At 56.3% G+C, this 4,052-nt stretch carries 2 protein-coding genes; both read right to left on the reverse strand.

Annotation, left to right across the window (positions count from 1 at the left end):
- Nucleotides 1–325 precede the first annotated feature (325 nt).
- Complete coding sequence (cas2, locus tag HMPREF2845_RS07810; protein WP_044141701.1) at nucleotides 326–625, reverse strand: CRISPR-associated endonuclease Cas2; 300 nt, start codon at nucleotides 623–625, stop codon at nucleotides 326–328.
- Nucleotides 625–2,235: a CRISPR-associated endonuclease Cas4/Cas1 gene (locus HMPREF2845_RS07815; RefSeq protein WP_070634393.1), complete on the reverse strand. Its 1,611-nt coding sequence runs from the start codon at nucleotides 2,233–2,235 to the stop codon at nucleotides 625–627. The genes cas2 and HMPREF2845_RS07815 overlap by 1 nt, the downstream gene beginning before the upstream one ends.
- Nucleotides 2,236–4,052 lie beyond the last annotated feature (1,817 nt).

Consider the following 4,052-nt stretch of genomic DNA (forward strand, 5'->3'; position numbering starts at 1 on the left):
CAATGAAAGTCCCCGCCCGAAGGCGGGGAAATGTCGCCATTGAGGAATACAACGGCGCGGTTCCCTACAAACCTCAATGAAAGTTCCCGCCCGATAGCAGGGAAATAAAAGCATACCCAAGCAGCCATTTAAGCATTTAAACACTATTGATAAGCCAAAACATCACGCGAGCGACACGCCAAGATTACGTCACGTGCCAGGTTCTCGCGGAGACAGACAAAGCCTCCGAAAGGTCATTATCCCCGCCTCCACTACCAGTCCGCAATCGAACTCGTCATTCCTCCGCTCCCCTGCCGCGCGTCGCTAGCGAATGAGCAACACGCAGCTAGAGAATGAGCGCATCCGATTCGGTCACCTCGCGCGCCCGGCCAATGTAGCTGAAGGTCGGCTCATCAAGACGGGCCAGCAGCCCCAGGTCGCAGAAGAGCACTGAGTCCTCGTCTGGATCGATGAGTTCCTGAACTTCGTCTTTGATGCGTCGCACCTTGGCGGGGGCCGCATCCACGATAAAGACGCTGTATTGAATACGGTCCCCATAACTGAGAATGAGCTTGGCCAGTTTGGCGCGCCGCCGATCGCTAGGCACGTCGTAAGCGATGAGTGTTCGTCGGGCGTCGTCACGCATTATCGTACGGTCACCCCCGTGTACTCGCGGGTGGTTCCGTTGATAACGCCCAGGAGCATGCGGGCTTGCACCTCAATAGCGCGGCGCCACGTCACCGAGTACCCGTAGGTGGGGTGGGTAATCTCCGTGGCCATTCGCTTCTCGAACGCGGCGATGACAGTCTTCCGTCCTTCGGGCGTGAGACGGTAGCTGCCACCAACTGCGGTGAAGTGCGCCGCTTTGACCTGCTTCCTATTAATAAGAGAAACCACCACGGAATCCGCGATGACTGCACGGAACTCTTCCATGAGGTCAAGAGCGAGCGCCGGCTTATTGCGAGAGCTGCTGTGCAGGAACCCGGCGTGAGGGTCGAGCCCGCAGGTGAGGATTGCCCGGATACATTCTGAGCTGAGCAGCCCGTAGGCGTAGTTCAGCAGAATGTTGATGGGGTCGTTGGCGCCTCTCCCCTGCCGCCCGGCCCAGGTCCAGCCGAGTTCGGTGAGCACGTCTTCTTTGAGCATGGTCGCGAAACTACCGAAGTAGAGCGAGGCGGCTTCACCTTCGATGCCGAGCAGTTCCGGAATTGAGGTAGCCTGCGGTGTGTGCTTCTGAATGTCTCGCATGGTGCGGCATGCGTCTGCGGCGTGGCCGTTGCGGCGCAGCAGGGTCGCTTGGTTTGAGATCTTGCTGGCAATCATGGCGGCCGCTATGGGCAAGTGCCCCTGCGCTGAGAGGACATGCTGTTGCACGCGGGCCAGTCCATTCGGTCCGGTACCGGGTTGCGACCAGCCGTAGACTCGGCCGGTGCTGGAGCACCAGATGATGGTGCAGTTGCGCCACATGAGTTCTCGTAGAAGCGCGGAGGAAACGTCAATGTTTCCGTGGACCACGAGGCTGTGCACGCGTTCGAGGGGTACGCTGCTGATTGTTTCACCGCGGTGTTGCACGATGAGGCGTCCTTGCTGGACGGTCGCTCTTGATCCTTGCGTGGTGAGGTGTGCTACTTGGCTGTCGGGGTTGCTGGCGACGACGCGCGTAATGTTTTCTTTTCCGTGGGATTCGTCGGGTAGACACACGGAGATATGGGAGCACCAGCTGCAGCGGGGTGAGTCTTCGAGGGGTTGCGGTGCTGTCGGGTTGTCGATGAGTGCGCGGGTGGTGTGTACGTATTCTTCTGCGGTGCGGGTGTCTTCATCTGAGATGTCGACGGGCACGGTTTTGTTGTGGTTGGTGAAGTGCACCGCGCATTCACTGACGGTTTCGCCAGCTTCTTCGAGGCAGATTTTTTGGAGGGCGAGCTGCACCCTGTGGGCTGGTGTGACGGAGGCGTTGCGGCGTACGGGTGTTGCTTTGTATTCGATGATGCGGGTAGAACCGTCTTCTTGGGGTTCGATAGCGTCGCACCGTCCGGTGAGCCCGAGACGTGTTGATGAGATCGTGACTGCGCGCTGTTGCGTGCCGCGGGATGTTTTGGGGTCGTCGACTCGTTTGTGGGCGGATTGCCCTTCTTGCATTTGTGAGGTGTCGGTCTTTTCACCGTTGGATTCAATCCATGCGCGGCGGGGGCAGTACACGGTGTGCATGACGAGTGAGATAGGAAGTTCGTCGCCTGCACTGTAAGGGGTAGACATCGGTGTCTCCTTGGTGTGAGCGAATATGGTGGGCAGTCAGCTTTGACTGCTTGGTTTTGAGGGTAGCACCACGGTGTGGTGTTTTGGCTTATCAGCGAGTTTATGACGCAGGGTCGGCGTGTTGAGTTTTCTGCTTGGAGGTGTGGATGAGGCGGGTAGCAGCTGGCGGGTGGGGTTTGCGGCTGGTGTTTTAGCCTGGTTGCTTCCTGCGCTGCGAAAAAGGAAAAGCTCCGTTCCTGGACTGTGATGGGTCCACGAACGGAGCAGAGAAAGGTTAGGGAAAGCCCCTCCAAAAAAGGAAAGGTTGAGGTGTTGCCCGCGCAAGCCGGGATGAGCCGCCCGCCTCAATGAAGGTCCCTACAAAACTGTAGGGAAATGCGCTACCGGGTCAGTGACTGCTGCCAAGATCAGGCCTCAATGAAAGCCCCTCCAATAAGGAAGGGAAATTTCGGGGATTTGGGGTGCTCCGTAGAGGGTAACGGCGCCTCAATGAAAGCCCTTCCAAAAAGGAAGGGAAATGCGGATTCCCAGAGACGCTGCGTGGGCATCTGGGTCGCCTCAATGAAAGTCTACACTTCAAGCTGCAGAACAAACGGTTCAGCAGCTATCCTGGACCATCACAACAGTCTGTCTTCTTGAAAATCCCCACAACCAAGTAGGGAAATAGGCGGGATATCCGTCCATGATGCAGCCTGCAGAGCACCTCACTGAAAGTCCCCACAAAACTGTAGGGAAATGAACGCATCCGCTGCAGCGTGCGGCTTGTTGCCAAAGCCTCAATGAAAGCCCCTCCAAAAGGAAGGGAAATCAACTTTACCGCAAAAAGCGGCCCTCAGTCCACAGCCCTCAATGAAAGTCCTTCCGGAAAGGAAGGGAAATTCAGAGTCAAACGGCGACCCCAACGTCACCCAAAACGGGCCTCAATGAAAGCCCCTCCAGAAAGGAAGGGAAATGGATTCGTCAACGGACTGCTGCCCAAGCTCACCTTGCCTCAATGAAAGCCCTCCCAAAAAGGAAGGGAAATATAGATCCTCGCCGTCGTTGAACTCGCTGTTCGGCGCCTCAATGAAAGCCCTTCCGAAAAGGAAGGGAAATAAGTCGTTCATTAAGTCCGCCTGTGAAATCGCCGCTGCCTCAATGAAAGCCCTCCCGGAAAGGAAGGGAAATCTCAGAATATGCATCAGACTCACTGGATGCAAGAGGTGCCTCAATGAAAGCCTCTCCGGAAAGGACGGGAAATACTCACCACCCCGCCCCCGTATATGCCAAAAAACCCGCCTCAATGAAAGCCCCTCCAAAAAGGAAAGGAAATCCTGCCTCTATTGTAGGTGGCGAGCGGAATATCCGGGCCTCAATGAATGCCCTTCCCAAAAGGAAGGGAAATAATTCCGTTTTGTGCGGGGCTGGCGGTAGTTGTCCGCCTCAATGAAAGCCCTTCCCAAGAGGAAGGGAAGTCCTGCTCCAGACCCTCCTGACGGGTCGGCAAATAGCCCGCCTCAATGAAAGCCCCTCCGAAGAGGAAGGGAAATACCCGAGCCGAAGACGCAACCTTTCGGCACTATGGCACCTCCATGAAAGCCCTTCCCAAAAAGGAAAGGAAATACCGTTGCACTCAGGGAAATAATAGCGGAGCACCTCGCCTCTATGAAAGTCCCTACGAAATTGTAGGGAAAATGCGGTCTTCAAGGGCACCGCTGACAAAACGCACGCGTCTCAATGAAAGCCCCTCCGAAATGGAAGGGAAATCAAGATGACCGCGGGACCGCTTGTTCTGTACCTTGAGGCCTCAATGAAAGCCCTTCCGAAAAGGAAGGGAA

Source organism: Rothia sp. HMSC065B04 (assembly GCF_001812285.1).
Classification (GTDB): domain Bacteria; phylum Actinomycetota; class Actinomycetes; order Actinomycetales; family Micrococcaceae; genus Rothia; species Rothia mucilaginosa.